This window comes from Aequorivita sp. KMM 9714 (genome assembly GCF_011065475.1).
GTDB classification, from domain to species: domain Bacteria; phylum Bacteroidota; class Bacteroidia; order Flavobacteriales; family Flavobacteriaceae; genus Aequorivita; species Aequorivita sinensis.
In genome coordinates this window covers 817768-842216 of the sequence record NZ_JAAGRO010000001.1, presented here as the reverse complement: position 1 = coordinate 842216, position 24449 = coordinate 817768, and the positions used below count along the sequence as shown (strand labels likewise).

Below are 24449 nucleotides of genomic sequence, written 5' to 3'. Positions count from 1 at the left end.
TATTTAAAGATTAATAATTAAGGTGAAAACCTATTAGTTTTTTGTTGACATAGCAGAAAGCATACCTCCGTAAACACCGTTTAGAGATGATAGGTTAGTTGCTAGATTCTGCATTTGCTGTTTTAGCTGTTCAGCATTTTCAGCAATTGCTTTATTCGCGTCTGTTTGACGGCTTGTTGATTCTATCTGTACTTTATAAAGACTATTTAATGAATCCATTTGAGCAGCAGCAAGTGCCATTTCTTCACTATATTTTCTAGTAGAGCTCATTGCTTCAGCAGTTGGAGCGATACCTTTAGCGGCACCTTCGAAAGAACGGATGCTAGAAGATAAACTACTCATTAATTCTGAATCGATTTTTGCTTCTTTTAGCATATCATCTAATTTCTTAGATAACATTCCTTGAGTTTCTTCTGGTTGTTCGCTAATAGCTCTTCTACTTGATGTTCCAGCGGCACCACCTGCTAATTCAGGATATACTAAAGACCAATCTAATTCATCATCAACTGGTTCAAAAGCAGATATAGCAAAAATAATTGCCTCAGTAACCAAACCAATAGTTAATAATAAGTTACCTCCAATACCAGCAATTTCAAAGTGGGTAATTTTGAAAAGCGCACCTATAATTACAACTGATGCACCAAGCCCGTAGGCCATGTTAAATAGTTTTTTGGATGATTTTGATTTTGCCATAATACTTAAGATTTAGTTGAGAGTTTTTGTTAATAATTGTGTTAGTTGTTATGTTTAATTAGCGAGCGTCGCCAAAATTTTGATTTAATACTACGTCTGTACCCATATAATCCTGTACAGTTCTGAATCCAATATAACTACGTGCAGAATCTGCATATTCGTAATCTCTAGTACTCACTTGTAGGAAGTATGCTACATCCTTCCAAGAACCACCACGAACAACTTTACGCATGTTTTTTGGGTCGTTTACATTAGGGTTCATTGTAGAGCTAAAGTCATAAGAAGAAGGGTCGTAAGAAGAAGCTACCCACTCCGCAACGTTTCCAGCCATATTATAAAGGTTGAAGTCATTTGCTTCGTAAGCATCTGCTTCTACAGTATAAAGTGCTTGGTCTGCAGCGTAATCACCTCGTAAAGGCTTAAAGTTAGCCATAAAACAACCTCTATCATTTTTAGTATAAGGTCCTCCCCAAGGGTATGTAGCTGATTCTAGACCTCCTCTAGCCGCATATTCCCATTCAGCTTCACCAGGAAGACGGAATGAATTTACGTGGTTTTTCTTTTTAGATTTTTGATATGCATTTTTATACAAAGTTCTCCAAGCACAGAAAGCTTTTGCTTGCTTCCAGTTTACACCAACTACAGGATAGTTTCCATAAGCTTCGTGCCAGAAGTAATCGTTGTGCATTGGTTCATTGTAAGAATAGTTAAAGTCACGAATCCAAACAGTTGTATCAGGATAGATATTTAATTCTTCTTTTATTATAAAATCCTTTCTTCTCTTACTTCTATCTCTAGCAGCTGCTTCAATGTCCATATATGTATATTGGAAATTAAGCTTACTTACATCTATAGTACGTTGACCGTTGTAAGCTTCTTCTGTAGGGATATACATAGTATCCATTACTTCACTATAAAATTCATCTGGATATTTAGCAGTATCCCAAATAAGATCTACTTTATTGTTGATTTTTCTACCTGCATAGAAATCCTCTCCCATCCCAAAGTAGTTATCGTACATATACTGGTCATACGGAGTCATTTCTTCATTTTCTTGATCTAAAAATGCAAATTCTCCAATACCACCATCTCCTGGAGTTGCCCCCATTTCATCTGCCATAATAGCTAAACGAAGACGAACCGTAGAATCACGTACCCAGTTTACAAATTGTCTGTACTCTGAATTAGTAATTTCAGTTTCATCCATATAAAAAGAACGAACAGTCACGGTTTTCGGCGGTGCATCATTAACGGCAACAAAATCATCATCACTTTTTCCCATGATGAAAGACCCACCTGGAACAAGTGTCATACCGTAAGGTTTTAGTGGATACCATTTTTTACCTTTTACCCCAACCAATTCTCCTCTATCTCCGGAGTTACAACTGAATAAAAAGGCAACGATCGCAGTTAATGCAATAAATTTCTTCATAGGTATTTTGGTTAAATTTCAATTTTAAAGGGCGTAAACCTATTTATAAAATTTTTAATAAACAATTTTTTTTTACAAAACCCTCTATAATCTATAATGTGTTGATTAATTATACTTCATTTTTATGGCGGGCTTTCAACCACCTTTCCGGAATCTCCTGGTTACAGGCACTCAAATAATCGCTGTAAGTGCAAGGTAATAACGTTTGGCTTTTTAATTTATTATTAACATTTGAAATAAATGGTAAAACAATCCACCATCTTTCTGTTTTATTACTCTTTTTAAACTCCAATATTTCATCGTCAATAGGCACTTTATACGAAGTGTAAAGTCTCTCATTATCGAAGTCATCATCTGCAATTCTGAAGTTATAACCTTCAACAAAATACCACAATACTTGCGCTATAAGCATTGCGCTACTTTTTCCATAAACAGCATTACTTAACTCGTAAACTCCAAATGATTTAACTTTATTACTAATTCCTGCATAACGAGCTATCGTACAAATCTCTCGACCATCAAATCCGTTAGGACTCTCATTAGTTTTATAACTTAATTCTGAGTTTTTTATTGCAGTTACATCCAAAGCCACCATATCTGCATCTCTTAATATTGGCTCAATCACAGTTGTATCTGCACAAACCTCGCCCAATCTATAAGCGTCAAAATACAACTTATCCATTAAAGCTATCTCCTGCGGAGCGTTAAAAAATGATTGATATCCTAATACACTATAATTAAATAGGTTATAAGGCTTATCCACCACCATTTTCCCAACGTATGATTTATTTGATATTGGAAGATCGGCATTTCCAAGGTCAAAACGATTGTCTATATTAACAACATTCACCATAGCCCCAAGATTATCATACGCGCGATATTGCGCATAAGCCATATCTTGACTTCCACCCAAAATTAGTGGAACTATCTTTTTTAACAAAAGTGCAGTAACAACCTCCTTAACGGCAAATCTTGAATCTTCAACAGAATTTCCTTTTTCAATATCTCCAAGATCAATTATTCTGTGCTTCCAATTTCCTGGATACAACGAATAAAACGCTTTTCGATAGTCATCAAAACACAGTTCTTCGCCAATGTAATTAACATCCGCACGATTTTCTTTAACACCAAAAATCGCAAACGTAACGTTTTTTAAATCAGGTAAATCGCCAACTTCGGCATGTACTTCTATTTGCTTCCCTAACGTTCCTAGCGGCAGTAATTCTCTGTCCGCCAAAACCTTCTTAGAAACAGGGGTTAAAAATTCAATCATTATTTTTTCTTGGCTGAAGCTTTTTTCTTAGTTGTAGTCTTTTTCTTGGCAGCTGCCTTCTTTTTAGGAGCTTTTTTAGCTAGCATTTCCTGAGCTTCTTCTAACGTTATTTTATCGGCTTCAGTCCCTTTTGGCAATTCCACCTTTACTTTTCCTTTAATAACATTAAAACGACCCCAACGAGCTTTCTCGATTCTAATTTTCTCTTCTGGCCACTCGTTAATTAGCTTATCAATCTCCTTTTGCTTTTTATCTTCAATTAACTGAACGATATCTTCATTAGTAAGATTATCAAAATCATACTTCTTATTCACATTGATAAACATCCCGTTCCATTTGATATATGGACCAAAACGACCTACACCTTTTTGAACAGGTAAGTCTTCATAAGTATAAATTGGAGCGTCTGCTTTTTTCTTCTCTTCAATAAGCTCTTTTGCAAAAGCCATATCAACATCTAATGGATCTATTCCTTTTGGCAGAGATATAAACGTTTTACCAAAGCGAACATAAGGACCAAAACGACCATTGTTAACCTCAACTTCCTCATTATCGTAAACACCCAAGGTTTTTGGAAGTTTAAAAAGATCCATCACCTCTTCAAAGGTAACCAAATGCAATTGTTGGTCTGGACGTAAACTTGCAAATTTTTTATCTTCATCATCAGGAGCACCAATTTGAGCCATCGGACCATATTTACCCAAACGAACCAATACAGTACGTCCGCTTTCTGGATCCTCCCCTAAAATACGCTCTCCACTTTCACGATCGGCATTTTTCTCAACATCTTCTACGCGTGGATGAAACTTTTCATAGAATTCCTTCATCATTTTCGTCCACTCCTCTTTTCCTTCGGCAATGTCATCAAAGTCTTGCTCTACTTTAGCAGTAAAGTTATAGTCTAAGATATTTTCAAAATGCTCAACCAAAAAGTCATTTACTATCATTCCAATATCAGTTGGAACAAGCTTGCCTTTATCTGAACCTACTGTTTCAGTTAAGGTTTTATCTTTAATATTTTCTTTTTCAAGAGTAAGCTGAAGGTATTTACGTTCTACCCCTTCTACAGTACCTTTTTCAACATAGTTTCTACTAATAATAGTTGAAATAGTTGGCGCATAGGTAGAAGGTCTACCAATACCAAGCTCTTCTAATTGCTTAACTAAGGAAGCTTCTGTAAAACGATATGGAGCACGAGTAAATCGCTCTGTTGCTGTTATGTAATTATTTTCAAGCGAATCGCCTTCTTTCATATTAGGCAACATACCATCTTGCTCTTCTTCTTCAAAGTCGGTTCCTTCCAAATAAACTTTTAGGAAACCGTCAAACTTTATCATTTCACCATTTGCAGTAAAATTCTCTGATACTTTTTCTTTGGAAAGCACATCAATCTTAACATTGGTTCGCTCTAATTGCGCATTGCTCATTTGTGAAGCTAAAGTCCTTTTCCAAATCAAATCGTATAAACGTGCTTGATCGTGGTCGCCAGTAATAGTATGCTGACTCATATCGGTAGGGCGAATAGCTTCGTGAGCTTCCTGAGCTCCTTTGCTTTTCCCTTTATAATCACGAGGCTTACTATACTCTTTCCCGTAGGATTTAATAATTTCTTTTTGAGCTGCGTTTTTAGCGTCATTAGAAAGGTTAACACTATCGGTACGCATATAGGTTATAAGTCCGGCTTCGTAAAGACGTTGAGCGATTGTCATTGTTTTTCCAACTGAAAAATACAATTTTCGCGCTGCCTCCTGCTGTAATGTTGAAGTAGTAAAAGGCGCTGCAGGCGATTTGCTTGCAGGCTTTTTAGTTAAATCTGAAATTTTATAACTAGCTCCTAAATTCTTTCTAAGAAATTCACGAGCTTCAGCTTCAGTTTCGAAGTTTTTTGGAAGTTTTGCTTTAAACTTACTACCATCTAATGTGGTAAATTCAGCATCAATTCTATACGATCCTACAGGATTAAATGATTCAATCTCACGCTCACGCTCAACAATCAAACGCACTGCAACCGATTGCACACGACCTGCAGAAAGTCCACCTTTCACTTTTTTCCAAAGCACTGGCGAAAGCTCATACCCCACCAAGCGATCTAAAACGCGTCGCGCTTGTTGAGCGTTTACCAAATCGTAATTAATTTGGCGTGGGTTTTCTATTGCATTTAAAATTGCTGATTTTGTAATTTCATGAAAAACAATACGCTTAGTCTTGTCTTTATCTAGATTCAACTCCTCAGCCAAATGCCAAGCAATTGCTTCTCCTTCACGATCCTCATCACTTGCTAGCCAAACCATTTCAGCTTTTTTAGAAAGTGCTTTCAACTCCGCCACCAACTTTTTCTTATCGCTACTTACTATATATTTAGGTGTGAAATCCCCTTCCACATCTACTCCTAATTCCTTAGAAGGAAGGTCTGCAATGTGCCCAAAACTCGAGGACACTTTGAAATCTTTCCCAAGAAATTTTTCGATGGTTTTTGCTTTTGCAGGGGACTCAACGATCACTAAATTCTTTGCCATATCCTATTTTATTTAAGACTGCAAAAGTATATGATTTTTTTAATACGAAAGATTTTGCTTGTAATAATTGAATACAATCCACATTATTTCAGCTAAAAACACATAATTATCAACAGTGGTTTATGAAAGAAAATTACAACAATAAATTCAGCCAACAAGCACTAACAAACGAAAACTTCATAACTATACCTATATATTTATTCCTTCTTTTAAATCTCAAATAAAATTATATAAAAAGCAATCTGCCACTTTGTCACCGCAAGCATTTAATTGTATCTTTGCAGTAAATACATTACGGACTGTTTTGTATTGAAGTTTGATTTTTTATGGAAAAGACAATAGACGAAAAAGCACAAGGGAACACCTTAATTTTAGAAGCAAAAAAGGAGAATTCTAAAAAATTATATTTAGAAAGTTACGGCTGCGCTATGAATTTTAGCGATAGTGAAATTGTAGCATCTATTCTTGCTGATCAGGGGTACAACACAACAAATTTGATGGAAGAAGCAGATTTGGTCTTAGTAAACACCTGTTCAATTCGCGACAAAGCAGAGCAAACTATCCGTAAGCGATTAGAAAAATACAATGCAGTAAAACGCAGTAGTAATCCGAAAATGAAAGTTGGTGTGCTAGGTTGTATGGCCGAGCGTTTGAAGGAAAAACTTCTTGAAGAAGAAAAAATTGTTGATCTTGTTGTTGGTCCAGATGCATACAAAGACATTCCAAACCTTTTACAAGAAGTAGAAGAAGGACGAGAAGCTGTAAACGTTATTCTTTCAAAAGAAGAAACCTATGGCGATATCTCCCCTGTACGTTTAGGAGGAAATGGAATTACCGCATTTGTAAGTATTACTCGTGGTTGCGATAATATGTGTACTTTTTGTGTAGTGCCATTTACACGCGGACGTGAACGCAGTCGTGATCCTCACAGTATTCTAAATGAAATTAATGATCTAGCCGAAAAGGGATATAAAGAAATAACCCTTCTAGGTCAAAACGTAGATAGTTATTTATGGTATGGTGGCGGTCTGAAGAAAGACTTCAAAAATGCATCAGAGATGCAAAAAGCCACTGCTACAGATTTTGCTCAACTATTAGATTTAGTTGCTACTGCGCAACCTAAAATGAGAATTCGTTTCTCAACAAGTAATCCGCAGGATATGGGTGAAGATGTACTACACGTTGTAGCAAAACACAATAATATCTGTAACCATATTCACCTTCCAGTACAAAGTGGAAGCACGAGAATTCTAAAAGAAATGAATCGTCAACACACTCGTGAAGAGTACATGAAACTAATTGACAAAATCTGGGAAATTATTCCAGATTGTATCATTTCTCAGGATATGATTATTGGGTTTCCAACTGAAACTGAAGAAGATTATCAAGATACTTTAAGCTTAATGGAATACGTTAAGTACGGCTTTGGTTATATGTATAAATATTCAGAAAGACCTGGAACATTAGCAGCTCGTAAATTGGAAGATGACGTTCCTGAAGAAATAAAGAGTAGAAGATTGACAGAAGTAGTAAATCTCCAACAAAAACATAGCGCTTTTCGCACAGAATCCTTTTTAGGTAAAACGGTAACAGTTTTAATTGAAAAAGAATCGAAAAAAAATGTAGATGAATGGAGCGGAAGAACTGAACATAATAATGTTGCAGTTTTCCCTAAGGAAAATTATAAACCTGGAGACTTTGTAAAGGTTAAAGTAACCGATTGTACTACTGCAACACTTATTGGCGAAGCTATAGGACTTGCTTAGAGCTAATAAATCAAAAAACGTATTTTAGTTCATTTTACTGTAATTTTATTATTGTTAGCAAAATCTAATAACAATAAATCACAGTCTAAAGAGCTGAATAAAGATATAGATTTAAGTCTTAGTATTGATGCTAACAAGTTACATAATGACGATAGCAGAAAATTTTTCTGAAGACTTTTTTCATAGCATATCTAATAAGCGCCGTAGTTAAAAAGAGCAGTTTTCTTAGTGAAGAATAAACTTACGAGTATAATTAAATATAAAATAGAATACTGCTAAGGAATATTTTGAGGCTATAAGGCCTCATAACAGGCAAAGTTGAATGACATAAAATTAATATGGAAAGCAGTATACAAGCAACAAAACAACGATTCGGAATAATAGGCAACGACCCTAAACTAAACAGGGCTGTTGAAAAAGCCATTCAAGTAGCTCCAACAGATATTTCGGTGTTGGTTACTGGTGAAAGTGGGGTTGGAAAAGAAAGTATCCCAAAAATTATACATTCACTTTCTCACAGAAAGCACGGAAAATATATTGCAGTAAACTGTGGCGCAATCCCTGAAGGCACCATAGACAGTGAACTTTTTGGTCACGAAAAAGGTGCATTTACGGGAGCGACTACAACTAGAAGTGGATATTTTGAAGTAGCCGATGGCGGGACTATCTTTCTTGATGAAGTTGGAGAACTTCCATTACCAACGCAAGTACGACTTTTAAGAGTGTTGGAAAACGGAGAGTTTTTAAAAGTTGGATCTTCATCTACGCAAAAAACCGATGTTCGTATTGTTGCCGCTACTAATGTGAAGATGATTGAAGCCATTGAAAAAGGAAAGTTCCGTGAAGATCTTTACTATCGATTAAGTACAGTTGAAATAAACTTACCTCCACTTCGCGAACGCAAGCAAGACATACATTTGTTATTTAGAAAATTTGCTTCAGATTTTGCTCAGAAATACAAGATGCCTACAATTCGTCTAGATGATAACTCAATCGACTTGTTATTGAAATATCGATGGAGTGGAAATATTCGTCAACTTCGAAATGTTGCTGAGCAGATTTCAGTTTTAGAGCAGAATCGAGAAATTTCCTATGAAACTTTAAAGCATTATTTACCAGATATGGGAAGTAATCTTCCTGCAATAGTTAATGCTAAAAAATCTGAAAGCGATTTCAGTAGTGAGCGCGAAATACTTTACAAAGTGCTTTTTGATATGAAACGCGATGTAAATGATCTTAAAAAACTAACTTTGGAATTAATGAAAAGCGGAAACGCTGCCAAAGTTAAGGAAGAGCAATCTTCCTTAATCAACAAAATATACTCAGACGAAACGGAAGCTGAAGAAGAGTTAGCTTCTATTATTGAAGAAGAGAATATCGCTACGGAAGCCAATGTTGAAGTATTTAGCATTCCTGAACACGCTTCAGAACCAGAAAAAAAGGATAAATACGAGTATGCCGAAGATATTGAGGAGGAGGAAAACTTATCACTTCAGCAAAAGGAATTAGAACTTATTAAAAAATCACTCGAGAAGTATGGTGGAAAACGAAAAGACGCTGCGGAAGAGTTAGGAATTTCCGAAAGAACACTTTATCGAAAGATTAAACAGTATAATTTATAATTGGTCGTTGGTAGAAACATTATTTTAATTTAGATGTCAAGAATATTTTCAGTTTTAGTTTTTTTAGTTGTGGCTATTTCGCTACAAAGTTGTGGTCCTTATTCATTTACAGGTGCCGATATAAACTATAACACTACAAAAACAGTTCAAGTAAGTTATTTTCAAAATAATGCACCTATTGTAGAGCCAGGAATAAACCGTGATTTCACACAAAAATTACAAGATTTATTATTAAATCAGACCAGTTTAGACCTTGTAAATAACAATGGGGATTTAGTGTATGAAGGTGAAATCACACAATATTACATCTCACCTATTACGGCAACATCAAATAGTACAGCTGCGCAAAACAGATTGACTATTTCGGTGAGTGTGAGATTTTACAACACAAAGGAACCTTTAAAAGATTTTGAACAATCTTTTAGTTTCTACTATGATTATGACGGTCAGACACAATTAACAGGATCAAAATTAGATGCTGCCATCGATATAATTTTTGAAAGAATAACACAAGATATATTTAATAAGTCGCTCGCAAATTGGTAAACCTAAAATTTTGAATATTTCGAACTATACATATCTACTTGCAAATCCACAGAATTTAACTTCTGAGGATCTTGCTGCTTTAGATTTATTAATTAGAAAATATCCTTATTTTCAAAGTGCTCGTGCTTTACAATTAAAAGGTTTAAAAAACCAAGACAGCTTTCTTTACAATGATGCTTTAAAGTTAACTGCTGCACATACTACCGATAGAGATATTCTTTTTGAATATATAACTTCAGAGAAATTTATTCAAAATGAAATTTCACAAACTATTCTTCAGCACGATGATTCTGTAAACGAAATAAAAGTTGTTTCAGAAAACATCAACGATGAAGTTAAAGAAGAAAACGAACGTCTTTTAAAAGCTGAAATTAAAAAAGCTGAGGATATTCTAAACCCAGAATTATTCCAAAGAAAAGCTCAAGACGTAATTGAAAAAAGTAAAGAAAAGGAAGAAAGTCCTGAAGAAGTATTACAAACCGATAAGCCTTTAGAATTTACAAAAAGTGACACTCATTCTTTTTCCGAATGGCTAAAGTTGACAAAAGCAAAGCCTATTGAGCGAAAAGAGGCTCCTTCAGAAATAGATTCTAAAAACCCGAAAGAAGCTGATTCTTTAACAGAATCAAACAATGAAGAAACTATAAATCAGGAAGAAAAGGAACGAAAATTTCAACTTATTGATAAATTTATTCAGGAACGACCAAAAATAATTCCTTCGGCGGAATCAGAAAAAACTTCACTTTCCGGAGCAAGTAATTCTGAAAACCCAAGCAATAAAGCATTTATTACAGATTTCACACAGAGTTCAGATTCTTTAATGACCGAAACTTTGGCTAAAGTTTATTTACAACAAAAGAACTATAAAAAGGCAATTCAAGCATATAAAATATTAATTTTGAAAAATCCCGAAAAAAGTGGTTTCTTTGCAGACCAAATTCGAGCGATAGAAAAATTGACTAATACAGAATAATCATGAGCACGTTTACAATATTCCTAATTTTAATAATGATAGTGGCCTTTTTGTTGGTCGTAGTTATAATGGTACAAAACCCAAAAGGTGGCGGACTTTCATCTTCATTTGGAGGTGGCGGTGGCGCACAAATTGGTGGTGTACAGAAAACAAGTGACTTTTTAGATAAAAGTACTTGGACGCTTGCAACAATTATGTTGGCCTTGATTTTATTTTCGAACATCTTTATTATGGGTAGCAACACTATGCAATCAAAAACTTTTGATGAAAGTGCTCTTCCAGCAGTTCCAACTACAGAAGTACCTGCACCAACTACAACAGAATAATTTTTGTTAAATATATATCGTAAAATGCCATCTCATAAAGAGGTGGCATTTTTTTATTAGAATGGTCGTATCTTTATTAGTAAAGAAAACCACTATGGAAGCTAGAAACATCATTCTACTGGTAATATCTAGCGTCTTACTCCTTTCCTGTTAAGGAGACGGAACGGGTTTAAAAAGAACGTGCGAAAACTTATATTGGCGAAGATTTATTCATTATGTCGAGTAATAAGCTTGTAAAAGTACAGGGCTTTGAATCATTAACCCAGGTAGGGAAAAATCTTTTGTTCGGAAGCAACATCCTTATAAACAGCATAGAAGCATTCAATAACCTTGAAACTATTGGAGGAGACCTAGATTTTCGGTACAATTGGAACTGAGAAGGTCTAGACATTTTTCAAAATCTAAAAACTATTCAAGGACGTTTGATCATTGAAAATCACAAAGAGCTACAATCTATTAATGGTTTAAGCAATTTAACTTTAGTTGGAAATCAATTATATATTGGAGAAAATTCTAAACTATCAGATTATTGTGGTCTAACGTCTTTAATACAAACAGAAGGAGGACTCCAAGAAGGTGATATTGGCTCACCATACAACGTTCCATATTTCGTAATCGTCAATAATTTATACAATCCTACGCGGCAAGATTTACGCGATGGGAATTGTTCTCAATAAAAAACACGCATCTCAAATTACCAAAAATGCCAGCTTCTGACAAGCTGGCATTTTTGTTTTATAATATGTCAGTTTATAGGCAGTGGCATAGTTTCTGCCAATAAGGAATCACAACATAAAAACATAAGTTTAACAACTATAAAAAATAATAAAAAATGGCATTAAAAATTCAACCACTTGCAGACCGTGTATTGGTTCAGCCAGAAGAAGCAGAAACTAAAACCGCATCTGGACTTTACATTCCAGATTCAGCAAAAGAAAAACCGCAACAAGGAAAAGTAGTAGCTGTTGGTAAAGGAAAAGAAGATCACAAAATGACAGTTAAAGTTGGTGATACTGTTCTTTACGGAAAATATGCCGGAAGTGAATTAAAATTTGATGGCAAAGATTATATGATTATGCGCGAGGACGATATACTCGCTATTATCTAACGATGATAACTCACAAATTCCAATAAAAAAATCCCAAGTTCCAAAGTATCTATTTTGAATTTGGAGCTTGAAATTTAGAATTTAAAAAATTTAACCTGACGATTCCTGATTTTAAGGAAATCACAAAATAAAAAATTTATGGCAAAAGATATAAAATTTGATATTGAAGCTCGCGACGCTATTAAACGCGGAGTTGATGCATTGGCAAACGCAGTAAAAGTAACATTAGGACCAAAAGGTCGTAACGTAATTATTAGCAAATCCTTTGGTGCTCCACAAGTAACTAAAGATGGTGTTACTGTTGCAAAAGAAGTAGAATTAGAAGACGCTCTTGAAAATATGGGCGCGCAAATGGTAAAAGAAGTTGCTTCTAAAACCAACGATCTTGCTGGTGACGGTACAACTACTGCTACTGTTCTTGCTCAAGCAATCGTTAAAGAAGGGCTTAAAAACGTAGCTGCTGGTGCTAACCCAATGGATTTAAAGCGCGGAATCGATAAAGCTGTTGAAGCTATTGTTGCAAACCTTGAAAAGCAAACTACTAAAGTTGGTAATTCATCTGAAATGATAAAGCAAGTAGCTTCTATTTCAGCAAACAACGACGATGTTATTGGTGATTTAATTGCTAAGGCATTCGGAAAAGTTGGGAAAGAAGGTGTTATCACTGTAGAAGAAGCAAAAGGTACTGAGACTTATGTTGATGTAGTTGAAGGAATGCAGTTTGACCGTGGATACCTTTCTCCATACTTCGTAACAGATACTGAAAAAATGCAAACAGAATTGGAGAATCCAATGATTTTACTTTACGATAAGAAAATCTCTTCAATGAAAGATTTACTTCCAGTTCTTGAGCCAGTGGCACAGCAAGGGAGATCTCTTTTAATTATTGCTGAAGATGTTGATGGAGAAGCTTTAGCTACTTTGGTAGTAAATAAACTTCGTGGTTCATTAAAAATCGCTGCTGTTAAAGCACCAGGTTTTGGTGACAGAAGAAAAGCAATGTTAGAAGATATCGCAATCTTAACTGGTGGTACTGTAATTTCTGAAGAGCGTGGTTTCACTTTAGAAAACACAACTATCGATATGCTTGGTTCTGCAGAAAATGTAACTATTGATAAAGACAATACAACTATCGTAAATGGTGCAGGTGAAACTGACAACATTAAAGGTCGAGTAAACCAGATTAAAGCACAGATTGAATCTACAACTAGCGACTACGATAAAGAAAAATTACAGGAGCGTCTAGCTAAATTAGCTGGTGGAGTTGCTGTTCTTTATGTAGGTGCTGCTTCTGAAGTAGAAATGAAAGAGAAGAAAGATCGTGTTGATGATGCACTTCACGCAACTCGTGCAGCTGTAGAAGAAGGTATCGTTGCTGGTGGTGGTGTTGCTTTAGTTAGAGCTATAGAGGTTCTTAAAAAGATAACTACAGATTCACTTGACGAAACAACTGGTGTAAATATTGTAGCTAGAGCTATCGAAGCTCCTTTACGTACTATCGTTGAAAACGCAGGTGGTGAAGGTTCAGTTGTAATCAACAAAGTGTTAGAAGGTAAGAAAAACTTCGGTTATGATGCTAAGAGTGATTCTTATGTAGATATGATTAAAGCTGGAATTATCGACCCTAAGAAAGTAACACGTGTAGCACTTGAAAACGCTGCTTCTGTTGCCGGAATGATCCTAACTACTGAATGTGCTTTGGTAGATATTAAAGAAGAAAATGCTGGTGGCGGAATGCCAGGAGGCATGGGTGGCGGAATGCCAGGTATGATGTAATTATAAAAATCATCACCCAACATATTATTAAACCTAACAGGTCTTTGAGATCTGTTAGGTTTTTTTGTTTTATAAATTTTCAAAATGGGAAAAAGCAAACTCGTATGAGGCAATTAAAATTAAAATCATTTTAATTTTAAACATATAGTTACATTTGGGTATCCTAAAGATGAAAATTAGTTAGAACCATAAATCGACTTACAAACGATTTGAATTTCATTAAAACTTATAAAAACCCAATTCTCGTTGCTTTAGTATCGGCTATACTTTACTTAGGCTTTGCATATAATTTGGAGCGCAGTGAGTTCGTAAAACTCATTTGTTTTTATTCTGCGCTGTTTATCACTTCTTATCTATTTATAGAAAAATATCTCTCACAACATCAATTGCGTTTTTGGGTTTTAGCGAGTATTGGAATTATTTTTCGATTAGCTTTTATTGTTGCGATTCCGAATCTTTCGCAAGACTTTTTTCGCTTTTTATGGGATGGCAGATTGTTAATTCAAGGGTTTAGTCCGTATTTATTTACACCCGCCACATCATCTGCATTTGCCGTAACAATAGCACAATCTCAGGAGTTAATTGAAGGAATGGGTGCGCTTAATGCAAGCCATTTCAGTAATTACCCTCCAGTTAATCAGTTGTTCTTCGCAATTGCTGCACTGTTTGCTGGGAAGAGTATTTTAGGGTCGGTTATTGTTCTTCGAATGGTGATTATTTTGGCAGATGTAGGTATTCTCTACTTCGGAAAAAAGGTGTTAGAGCAATTAAACCTTCCTGCGAAAAATATTTTCTGGTATTTCTTGAGCCCTTTTATAATTATTGAACTTACAGGAAATCTACATTTTGAAGGAGTGATGCTTTTCTTTTTTGTGTGGGCCTTATATTTACTATTCAAGAGAAAGTGGTTTTGGGCGGCGGTTTTAATCGGTCTTTCTGTTTCGGTGAAATTGCTGCCGTTATTGTTTTTGCCTTTGTTTTTTAGATGGTTTTCAAACAAAGAGGTTTCGACTGCACTCAACCTGACATCTCTTTTAAAGTTTTATAGCATAATAGGAGTAACGATTTTAATAACTTTTCTACCTTTTCTCTCCTCAGAGTTCATTCAAAACTTCGCAGCTACCATCGGACTTTGGTTTCAAAACTTTGAGTTTAATGCGAGCGTTTATTACATAATTCGATGGATTGGATTTCAAGTTGTAGGTTGGAATATTATTGGAACTGTTGGAAAAATACTGCCAATGATAGTTATCCTTTTTATCCTAGGACTTTTATTCTTTAAAGAGTATAGCACACCTCAACAGTTAATTACGTCAATGCTACTCGCGGTATCTTTTTACTTCCTATTATCTACAACCGTACATCCGTGGTATATTGCTACTCCACTTATTCTTTCGGTTTTTACGAATTATAAATTTCCTATTGTATGGAGTTTTGTGGTTATCCTAAGTTATTCAGCGTATGAAAAAGAAGGATTTGATGAAAACTTATGGTTGGTAGCTTTAGAATATTTTACAGTTATTGGAGTTGCTGCATGGGAATTTACCCGTTTCAAAAAGTATAGGGGAAAGGAAAAACTCCTGAACTGCTGAGCGAAAAATTAATCTAAAAATTACTCTTTTCATATCAATTCTATTAGACTAAGATTCAAAAATCGCTAATAGACATAAGTTTTGTTTCTCAATAGTTTGATAGTTAGATTAGAATACTGAAGCTTGGTTTCGAGTTTTTAAACCTCAAAGAATAGCATAATAACAAGGTCTTACATATTGAAAATGTTATAAGCACTTCTTATTCTTGGCTAAACAGAATTTTCTATATTTTAATTTCACACTAATGTTTTTATATAATTATCTGAAAAAGAAATAGTTAAAAAGTTGGAAAACCGAATAAAAAAGTATAAATTTATACTTAGTTTAATGTAAATTCATACTGTTATGAAAAAGCAATATAAAACCCCAGATAAGACAAACTACGTCAAGGAAGCCCCTACTTATTTTTACGATGGGAACCTAGCTATTCCCTTAGTTGATATGACTTCCTTTCAGAAAATGCAGATAGTTCGTGATGGGGTTACCAAAACCTATTTAACCAAGCTCAAAGAAGAAACTTCTTTAGATTACGATGCTTTAGCCCAAGCATTATCCGTAACGCGCTCCACTCTTATCAATAAGAAAGGCGATCAAAAGTTTAGCGATCATATTAGCGAGCGAATTATTGCTGTGGCAGAAATCTATTCATTTGGCTACGAGGTGTTTGAAGACAAAGACAATTTCAATCAATGGATGTTTTCTTCAAATCAAGCCCTTGCAGGATCAAAACCTTTTGAGCTTATGGACAATCAATTTGGTCGTGAGGAAGTTCGAAACCTGATCGGCCGTATTGCTCACGGCGTATTTTCATAATTATGAAGGTTTATAGAATAACAAAAACAAAATATGCCGAAGATTTAAGCGGTACAGGAGCAAAACTCTATGGCGGAAGATGGAATCATATTGATTCCGCTTGTATCTATACTGCAGAAAGTCGCGCTTTGTCTGTTTTGGAGTATGCTGTTAACATAAACATAGACTTTATTCCTCGTGCCCTTAGTTTATGTGTTTTTGAAATAGACGAAAGCCAAGTTTATTCATTTAAACAAGAGGATTTACCAGGAAACTGGAGAGAAACTCCTGCACCAAAATCAACTAAGGATTATGGGACACAATTCTTAAAGAGCAACAAGCCTATCTTAAAAATTCCGTCCATTATAATTCCTGAAGAATTTAATTATATAATAAATCCTCAAGTAGCTAATTTGAGTTTCAAACTAGTTGAAATAAAGGACTTTGTCTTTGATTTACGAATAAAGAAAAAGTAATTGCCTTGACTAATACAGAAAACATGTGTTTACTTTTTTACACGCTCTAATCTGTAGAAATCTTTTCGTCTATCTTTTAAATTTCTAACCGCTCCAAAAGTATGAAGCTCACGAAGTAAATCAATATCTACATCGGCAACCAATATCATTTCGGTATTTGGTGTTGCTTCAGCTTTAATTCCATTACTTGGGAAGGCGAAGTCACAAGGAGTGAATACAGCACTTTGAGCGTACTGTATGTCCATATTATGCACTTTTGGAAGGTTACCCACACTTCCTGCTATAGCCACGTAACATTCGTTCTCAATAGCTCTAGCTTGGGCACATAATCTAACACGTGAATATCCATTTTGAGTATCGGTTAGGAAAGGAACAAAAAGAATGTCCATCCCTTCATCCGAAAGTAATCGCGAAAGCTCAGGGAATTCAGAATCGTAGCAGATAAGCACCCCTATTTTTCCACAATCAGTATCAAACGTTTTTAAGGAATTTCCATTAGACATTCCCCATACACGTTCTTCATCAGGTGTAACGTGAATTTTCTCAAAACGTTCTACACTTCCATCACGACGACATAAATATCCTACGTTGTATAACTTACCGCGAACTATTTCGGGCATGCTTCCCGTAATAATATTTATGTTATAGGAAATTGAAAGTTGCGAAAGCTTTTCGGTTATTTCTTTAGTGTATTTTGCTAATTCTCGAATTGCATCAGGTTCGCTTAAATGGTTGTATTCTGCCATAAGCGGAGCATTGAAGAATTCTGGAAACATTGCAAAGTCGCAACGATATCCTGCAACACTATCTATAAAATATTCAGCTTGATGCATCAATTCCTCCATTCCGGAATAGCTTCGCATTTGCCACTGAATAAGACCAAGACGTACAACACTTTTTATAGCTGTAGGTGTTGGTTTTTTTTCAGGTTTGGTGTAATAAATATTATCCCATTCCATTAAAACGGCAAATTCACCAGAAGCTTTATCACCTTCTAGATACCCTTTTAAAACACGAACAGGGTGAAAGTCATTAGAAATCTGAAAGTTTAAAACTGGATCGTCAATTTGCTTGCGTTTAACTTTTTCGATGTATTGTTTTGGTGAAAGCTTATCGGCATGTAGGTGATAATTTGGCATTCTTCCTCCAAACACAATGCTCTTTAACTCTAAGTTTTCACAAAGTTCTTTTCGGTAATCATACAATCTTCTTCCGAGACGTAGTCCACGAAAATCGGGACGGATAAAAACATCAATCCCATAAAGCACATCACCTTCGGGATCGTGTATTTTAAAAGTTGGATCACCAGTTACATCTTTATACGTATGCTTCTCCCCTAGTTTATCAAAATCTACAATAATAGAAAGCGCACAACCAGCAATTTGGCCATCAGCCATAATTAATACTTGACCTTCTGGAAAAACATCTATTAGGTTACCTATTTCGTTGATTTTCCAATAGCTATTAGGCATTCCTCCATAAGACTGAATAGTTGCCTTTTTTAGTGCTTCGTAGTCTTTTAAGGTTAAAAACTTAAGCTCGATATTTTCAATCTTTTTTGGTTCCATGGTTTATGTGGTTACTTCTATTAAAGCAATTTCAATTAGGGTATATAATATAAATGTTAGAGAGCAAAAACCGCAGCCAATTCCCAATTTTTAATTGGGAACTGTAAACTGCGGATTGTTCTTTGAATGCATTAAAGTATTTAATGAACGTTACTTTTTACATATCTAAGATATACGCAAAAACTAAAGGAGCAACAATAGTAGCGTCACTCTCAATAATAAATTTAGGTGTATCTATATCTAATTTACCCCAAGTAATTTTTTCGTTAGGTACAGCTCCAGAGTAACTACCAAAACTTGTAGTTGAATCACTTATTTGGCAGAAATAACTCCAGAAAGGAGTGTCAGTACGCTCCATATCTTGGTATAACATCGGTACTACACAAATTGGGAAATCTCCTGAAATACCCCCTCCAATTTGGAAGAAACCTATTCCGTTTTTAGAATTTTCAGTGTACCAATCTGCAAGGAAAGTCATATACTCAATTCCACTTTTCATAGTAGAAGCTTGTAATTCTCCTTTCAATACATAACTAGCGAAAATATTTCCCATTGTACTATCTTCCCATCCTGGGCAGATAATTGGCAAGTTCTTTTCAGCTGCAGCGTACATCCAAGAATCTTTTAAGTCTATTTCGTAATATTCTTCCATTACTCCACTTAAAAGCAGTTTGTACATATATTCGTGTGGAAGGTAGCGTTCACCGTTAGCTTCAGCATCTTTCCATATTTTTACAATATGCTTTTGAATTCTTCTAAAAGCTTCCTCTTCAGGAATACAAGTATCAGTTACTCGGTTCAACCCTTTTTCAAGTAAATCCCATTCATCCTGCGGTGTTAAATCGCGGTAATTAGGCACTCTTTTGTAATGGCTATGCGCCACAAGGTTCATTATATCTTCTTCAAGGTTTGCACCTGTACAAGAGATAATTTGAACTTTATCTTGACGGATCATTTCAGCAAATATCTTTCCTATTTCGGCTGTACTCATCGCACCAGCCATAGATACAAGCATTTTTGAGCCGTTCTTTAGTTGTGCTTCATATCCTTTAGCTGCATCTACTAGCGCTGCTGAATTGAAGTGTAAATAATATTTTTCAATAAATTGAGAAATCGCTCCTTTGTTAGTACTCATCTTCTTCTGTGTTAAATTTTGAATTACCTTTTTTGCCCGAATCAGTCGGAATTGAGATATTAAAATTGTTTTCGTAATCGTCGCCTTCTTCTACTCCTTCGAATTTATACGATAACATTTTGTAATAAAGTTTAGCCGCTACAAAGTCTGAAGATTTTTCATCTTCTTTCGGACAAAGTTCTACGATGTCAAAACCTACTACGTTTTTCTCTTCAAAAACTTGTTTTAAGAAATCAAGTGTTTCATACCACAACAATCCTCCTGGTTCTGGAGTTCCCGTTGAAGGTAAAATTGAAGGGTCGAAAGCATCAAGATCGAAAGTAATAAAAACGTTTTCACCTAAAGCTTCAATTACTTTATCTATCCAGTATTCGTCTTTTACCATATCGTGGGCGAAGAAAACTTTATCTTCATCCATAACTCTTGTTTCAGCAATATCCATACTGCGGATACCTACCTGAACTAGATTGGTATTTTGACTTGCTTCGTAAACTGCACAAGCGTGATTGCATTTTGTTCCTTCGTACTCTTTACGTAAATCGGCGTGCGCATCGATATGAAGCACCGTAAGATTATCAAAACATTCATTAAATGCTCGGATTGAACCAATAGAGATACTGTGTTCTCCTCCAAATAAAGTAACAAATTTGTTGCGTTTAATATAATCTTTTGTGGTTTTATGCACTGCATCAACCATAGCTTCCGGAGAAGAGTTTTCGGTTATTGCATCAGCTAAATAAACGCCCTGTTTGTAAACCTCCGATTGGGTTTCAATGTCGTAAAGCTCCATATTTTCTGAAGCATCCAAAAAGGCATCTGGACCTTTGTCCGCACCTTTTTGCCAAGTACTAGTTCCATCGTAAGGAACTGGAATTAATACAATTTTTGATGTTTCAAGTGCCGCATATTGTTGCGGGATACCTGCGTACGTTTTAGTGCTCATAACCTAAAATGTTTAGCAATTGCTCGCTTGTTTGTTGTTCTGAAAAAAGTTTAGTTGTAATATTATTATTTTCGTCTCTATCAATTAAAATATGTTTTGGCTGAGGAATCAAGCAATGTTGAAGTCCACCAAATCCACCGATAGTTTCTTGATATGCTCCTGTATTAAAGAAACCGATATACAACGGTTTTTCTTTTTTAAATTTCGGCAAATAAATTGCTGCCATATTCTGCTCACTGTTGTAATAGTCATCACTATCGCAAGTCAACCCACCTAAAAGCACTCTTTCATACTCATCGTTCCAACGATTTAAAGGTAGCATAATAAACTTCTTACTAATAGCCCAAGTATCAGGCAATGTAGTAATAAATGAAGAGTTTATCATATTCCACTTCTCACGGTCGTTTTGTTGCTTCTGGTACAGAATTTCATAAACAGCACCTCCACTTTCACCAACTGTAAAGCTTCCGAATTCGGTGAAAATATTAGGAACTGGCACATCTGCTTCAGCGCATGTAATGCTTATCTGATTGATAATCTCATCAACCATATATTGATAATCGTACTCAAAGTGTAAAGAGTTTTTTATAGGGAACCCGCCTCCAATGTTTAAACTATCAAGTGAAGGACACATTTTTTTAAGACGTACATAAACCTTTAAACACTTTACCAATTCGTTCCAGTAGTAGGCTGTATCACGAATACCCGTATTAATGAAGAAGTGAAGCATTTTCAGATCCACCTTATCATTGTTTTTAATTTGGTTTTCGTAAAAAGGGATGATGTTTTTATATCCAATACCTAAACGAGAAGTGTAAAACTCGAATTTTGGTTCTTCTTCTGAAGCAATTCTAATTCCCACCTGAAAGTGATCGTTTATGCTATCTGAAAGCAAATCAATCTCTTCATAATTATCGATAATTGGAATACAGTTTTCGTGACCTTCGTTAATAAGTCGCGCTATATTATCAATATACTTCTCGCGTTTAAAACCGTTGCAAATTACATAGGTTTTATCTGTAAGTTTTCCTGTTTTTTTAAGACTCTCAACAATGTTTATATCAAAAGCTGATGATGTTTCGATGTGAATATCATTCTTTAGCGCTTCATCTAAAACATGTTTAAAGTGTGAGCTTTTAGTACAGTAGCAATAATTGTAATTACCTTTGTAATTATGCTTTTCAATGGCTGTATTAAACCATTTCTTCGCCAAATTTATATTTTCCGAAATTTTGGGCAGGTATGTAAATTTAAGTGGTGCACCATACTTTTGCACCAACTCCATCATATCTACGCCGTGAAATTCAATTCCGTTTTCTCCTAAGCGAAATTCTTCCTGAGGAAAATAATAAGTTTGATTTATTAAATCTATATATTTAGTATTCATTTTTTTGTTTTCAAAGTGTAAATTAAAAATCTCTATAGACTAATCCTCTTAAAAGATTAGATATAACAAAAAATTAACTTGTAAATTATATACGAATAGGCAAATGCTTTAAAGTAAGGACCTTGCCTTTAACCTGCAGATAAGCAGTTTTAGGAGGTATGAGTATATTGTTCATTTAGGATATCTGCTTTTGAAAACTTCAAAAGCCAACCATTAAAGATAATATCATTCGTGTTTGAAATACAAATGTGCGAAAAAAAATCAATATTTTTTAAAATTGGCAAAAAATTCACTTTAGTTAGCCATACTAAACATATTCAGCTCTTTACTAGTAAGTGTTCTCCAACGTCCACGTGGTAAATCTTTCTTAGTAAGAGGCCCCAAAGTAACACAGTCTACACGCATTACATCGTAACCTAAGTGTTCAAAAATTGTTCTGATTACGCTATTTCCAGTATGTTTGATTTTTAAGCCAACTTCACTCTTAGGTGAATTATCTACATAGCTAATTTCTTCAACGGCAATTTCTTTCCCTTCAATAGTCAAACCATCTTTAATTTTTTTAAGATGTTCAGCTTTTAAGTTTTTGTCTAATGCTATGTGAAACAATCTCGAAATTCCTTTTTTCGAGAATTTCTGCACAAACTCTTCGTCATTAGTAAAAAGTAACAATCCAGTTGCATTTCTTCCTAATCGACCAAATGGTTTTATTTTTGCAGTGGTAGCATTAGCCACAAGGTCCATTACTGTCATACCTTTTGCATTGCTATCTGTTGTAGCAAAACCTTTAGGCTTGTTTAGTAAAATATAGGTATTAGGTTCAGGGTTTAAACGACGTCCATCAAAACGAACATCATCATTTAATTGAACCTTGTAACCCATTTCATTAATAATCTTACCATTTACAGTCACTAAACCGGTTGCAATAAATGTATCTGCTTCTCTTCTAGAGCAAACTCCACTATTTGCAATGTATTTATTTAAGCGAATTCCATCTTCTGGATTGCTTTTCTTAACTTGTTTTGGTGCCACTTCTCTTCTACCAATTTCTTTTCCGCTTTTATCGAATTTTAATTTTGGTTTTGAAACTGGGTCTTGCTGACGTCCCGTCTTTTTTGATGGAGCTTCAGTTTTTAAGGGAGCATTACCTCTTGCATTACTTCTATTACGTTGGTTGTTACCACCACGCCCTGAAGCTTTTCCTCTATTCGTATTGTCTTGTCTGCTCATATTATAAATTTTTGCAAAGGTAATGAATTTAAGTAGGCAGAAGCATTTTCATTTTATACTTAAATCTCATATAATAAAACCCCACAGATGCTGGATTTTAGTTAATTATTTGTTTTAAAACGTTTAAATAGTCTGCTCTATTTTTCACAAAATCCATCTCAGAGATATCAATTATCTTAATATTTTCGGAATGTTGATTTTTTATAAACTCTAAGTAACTTTCATTCAACTTCTGAAGATATGAAGCCTTGATACTTTGCTCATATTTTCTACCTCTTTTTTTAATATTTTCTAATAACCGCTCTGTATTTTGATATAGATAAACATATACATCTGGTTTTGGCACCTCTTTATGCATTACGTGAAATAGCTTTTTATAAAGCGTGTATTCTTCTTCAGGTAACGTAATACTAGCAAAAATCAAAGATTTGTTTACATCGTAATCTGCAATTACAGATTCTTTAAAAAGATCGTATTGAGTAATGTCATCCACCAGTTGTTGGTATCTATCTGCCAAAAAAGACATCTCTAATGGAAACGCATAACGAGCAGCATCTTCATAAAATTTCGGAAGAAAAGGATTGTCTTTAAATCGTTCTAAAATCAACTTAGCGTTAAAGTCATCGGCTATTTTAGTAGCTAAACTTGTTTTTCCTGCTCCAATATTCCCTTCAATTGTAATATAACTGTATTTTGAAATATTATAATTACTCATAGGATTCACAAGCCATTTCGATTGTTTGTGCAGCTCGCTATAATCTTCAGTTTCAGTTAATATTTCTCCTATATTTTTTTTAGAAATAGGATGAATTAATTCAGAGTTTAAATCATTTAATGGCTGTAGAACAAACTTGCGTTTTTCCATTTCGGAATGAGGCACGGTAAGTTTTTCAGTTTCAATAATCATGTCGTCTATTAAGACAACATCAATATCAATAGGACGGGAACTATACCCTTCTGAATTATTTCTTATCCTTCCAATTTTCTTTTCAATGTCTAATACAGACTTAAGAACTTTTTGCGGTTTCTGGTTTGTATTTATCCAAATTGCACAGTTTAAAAATGGATCGCCATCAAAACCCATTGCGGGGGTTTCGTAAACTGAAGAAATTTTTATTACAGATCCAATTTCTTCAAAAATAAGGTCAACAGCATTTTGAAGATATTCAAAACGGTTACCCATATTACTGCCGAGAGATAAAAAGACGTTATGCGAGGGTTGAAGTGATTTCAAGTGTTAACATTTAAGACGAAATTAAGGAAAAGAAAAAGACTACCAAGTAAATTTGCGCGCA

20 protein-coding genes are annotated in these 24449 nt (G+C 34.8%); 10 read left to right on the top strand and 10 right to left on the bottom strand.

The genetic code is table 11. The features are described 5' to 3' along the window. Nucleotides 1-33: 33 nt before the first annotated feature. From gldL to topA, 4 genes are all read right to left on the bottom strand, one after another. Nucleotides 34-693, bottom strand: coding sequence for a gliding motility protein GldL (gene gldL / locus G3A46_RS03700; RefSeq protein ID WP_165146355.1), 660 nt, complete (start codon nucleotides 691-693; stop codon nucleotides 34-36). A gap of 58 nt (nucleotides 694-751) precedes the next feature. Continuing rightward, nucleotides 752-2125, bottom strand: coding sequence for a gliding motility lipoprotein GldK (gene gldK / locus G3A46_RS03695; protein ID WP_165146352.1), 1374 nt, complete (start codon nucleotides 2123-2125; stop codon nucleotides 752-754). A 109-nt stretch (nucleotides 2126-2234) separates the two neighbouring features. After that, nucleotides 2235-3398, bottom strand: coding sequence for a formimidoylglutamase (locus tag G3A46_RS03690; protein WP_165146349.1), 1164 nt, complete (start codon nucleotides 3396-3398; stop codon nucleotides 2235-2237). After that, nucleotides 3398-5914 carry a type I DNA topoisomerase gene (gene topA / locus G3A46_RS03685; RefSeq protein ID WP_165146346.1) on the bottom strand — a complete coding sequence of 839 codons (2517 nt, stop codon included), beginning with the start codon at nucleotides 5912-5914 and terminating at the stop codon, nucleotides 3398-3400. Before topA ends, G3A46_RS03690 begins: the two co-directional genes overlap by 1 nt. A 326-nt stretch (nucleotides 5915-6240) precedes the next feature. Here topA and miaB point away from each other — a divergent pair, with 326 nt between their 5' ends. From miaB to G3A46_RS03635, 10 genes are all read left to right on the top strand, one after another. After that, complete coding sequence (gene miaB / locus G3A46_RS03680) at nucleotides 6241-7680, top strand: tRNA (N6-isopentenyl adenosine(37)-C2)-methylthiotransferase MiaB (RefSeq protein ID WP_165146343.1); 1440 nt, start codon at nucleotides 6241-6243, stop codon at nucleotides 7678-7680. A 338-nt stretch (nucleotides 7681-8018) separates the two neighbouring features. After that, complete coding sequence (locus tag G3A46_RS03675; RefSeq protein WP_165146340.1) at nucleotides 8019-9302, top strand: sigma-54 dependent transcriptional regulator; 1284 nt, start codon at nucleotides 8019-8021, stop codon at nucleotides 9300-9302. 33 nt (nucleotides 9303-9335) lie between these two features. Continuing rightward, entirely contained in the window at nucleotides 9336-9848 is a 513-nt protein-coding gene (locus G3A46_RS03670; RefSeq protein WP_139855504.1) for an LptE family protein, read from the top strand. Nucleotides 9849-9858: 10 nt separating this feature from the next. After that, the gene (locus G3A46_RS03665) at nucleotides 9859-10821 is read left to right on the top strand and encodes a hypothetical protein (protein WP_165146337.1); all 963 of its coding nucleotides are present in this window, start codon (nucleotides 9859-9861) and stop codon (nucleotides 10819-10821) included. 2 nt (nucleotides 10822-10823) lie between these two features. Then, on the top strand, nucleotides 10824-11147 hold the full coding sequence (gene secG / locus G3A46_RS03660; RefSeq protein ID WP_139855506.1) for a preprotein translocase subunit SecG: 324 nt from the start codon (nucleotides 10824-10826) through the stop codon (nucleotides 11145-11147). 832 nt (nucleotides 11148-11979) lie between these two features. Continuing rightward, entirely contained in the window at nucleotides 11980-12255 is a 276-nt protein-coding gene (locus tag G3A46_RS03655; RefSeq protein WP_139855508.1) for a co-chaperone GroES, read from the top strand. 138 nt (nucleotides 12256-12393) lie between these two features. Next, on the top strand, nucleotides 12394-14031 hold the full coding sequence (groL, locus tag G3A46_RS03650) for a chaperonin GroEL (protein WP_165146334.1): 1638 nt from the start codon (nucleotides 12394-12396) through the stop codon (nucleotides 14029-14031). Between the two features lie 209 nt (nucleotides 14032-14240). After that, nucleotides 14241-15623, top strand: a complete 1383-nt coding sequence (locus G3A46_RS03645; protein WP_165146331.1) for a mannosyltransferase — start codon at nucleotides 14241-14243, stop codon at nucleotides 15621-15623. Nucleotides 15624-15968: 345 nt separating this feature from the next. Beyond that, on the top strand, nucleotides 15969-16436 hold the full coding sequence (locus tag G3A46_RS03640) for an antitoxin Xre/MbcA/ParS toxin-binding domain-containing protein (RefSeq protein ID WP_165146328.1): 468 nt from the start codon (nucleotides 15969-15971) through the stop codon (nucleotides 16434-16436). A gap of 2 nt (nucleotides 16437-16438) precedes the next feature. Then, nucleotides 16439-16891 carry an RES family NAD+ phosphorylase gene (locus tag G3A46_RS03635; protein ID WP_165146325.1) on the top strand — a complete coding sequence of 151 codons (453 nt, stop codon included), beginning with the start codon at nucleotides 16439-16441 and terminating at the stop codon, nucleotides 16889-16891. A gap of 29 nt (nucleotides 16892-16920) precedes the next feature. On the opposite strand, the gene G3A46_RS03630 is transcribed toward G3A46_RS03635, so the two are convergent. From G3A46_RS03630 to folK, 6 genes are all read right to left on the bottom strand, one after another. Then, nucleotides 16921-18459: a bifunctional GNAT family N-acetyltransferase/carbon-nitrogen hydrolase family protein gene (locus G3A46_RS03630; protein ID WP_165146322.1), complete on the bottom strand. Its 1539-nt coding sequence runs from the start codon at nucleotides 18457-18459 to the stop codon at nucleotides 16921-16923. Nucleotides 18460-18616: 157 nt separating this feature from the next. Beyond that, the gene (locus G3A46_RS03625; protein WP_165146319.1) at nucleotides 18617-19594 is read right to left on the bottom strand and encodes a deoxyhypusine synthase family protein; all 978 of its coding nucleotides are present in this window, start codon (nucleotides 19592-19594) and stop codon (nucleotides 18617-18619) included. After that, nucleotides 19584-20537, bottom strand: coding sequence for an agmatinase (speB, locus tag G3A46_RS03620; protein ID WP_165146316.1), 954 nt, complete (start codon nucleotides 20535-20537; stop codon nucleotides 19584-19586). The genes G3A46_RS03625 and speB overlap by 11 nt, the downstream gene beginning before the upstream one ends. Then, a complete protein-coding gene (locus tag G3A46_RS03615) occupies nucleotides 20527-21924 on the bottom strand; it encodes an arginine decarboxylase (protein WP_165146313.1) in 1398 nt (465 codons plus the stop codon). Before G3A46_RS03615 ends, speB begins: the two co-directional genes overlap by 11 nt. A gap of 294 nt (nucleotides 21925-22218) precedes the next feature. Next, a complete protein-coding gene (locus G3A46_RS03610) occupies nucleotides 22219-23154 on the bottom strand; it encodes a pseudouridine synthase (protein WP_139855517.1) in 936 nt (311 codons plus the stop codon). A gap of 97 nt (nucleotides 23155-23251) precedes the next feature. After that, nucleotides 23252-24388, bottom strand: coding sequence for a 2-amino-4-hydroxy-6-hydroxymethyldihydropteridine diphosphokinase (folK, locus tag G3A46_RS03605; RefSeq protein WP_277875374.1), 1137 nt, complete (start codon nucleotides 24386-24388; stop codon nucleotides 23252-23254). Nucleotides 24389-24449 lie beyond the last annotated feature (61 nt).